Genomic DNA, 218 nt, shown 5'->3' with positions numbered 1-218 from the left:
ACGAGTCGACGGGCAACAGCCATCAGATCACGGTGGTGGCCAGCGACGGTAATGGCGGCACGACCACCATCACCGTCACGCTCAACGAGCTGGACGTCAACGAAGTGCCGGCATTTGAAGATCCGAACCAGGGCGGCACGCCGCCGGGTCCGAATCAGCCGGGCACGATCTTCACCCCGCCGGGCACCGACGGCGCAGGCAATCCGACGCCGGCCAGC

The 218-nt window shown here is 67.0% G+C and carries 1 protein-coding gene; it reads left to right on the top strand.

Features of this window, described 5'->3' with window-relative positions; all coding sequences use genetic code 11:
* Positions 1–218 (top strand): hypothetical protein (locus ACVOK8_RS19185; RefSeq protein WP_481568206.1); only part of this gene is annotated, 218 nt, incomplete at both ends.

It is taken from the genome of Stenotrophomonas sp. STEN083, assembly GCF_056759195.1.
This window is presented reverse-complemented; position numbering and strand designations above follow the sequence as displayed.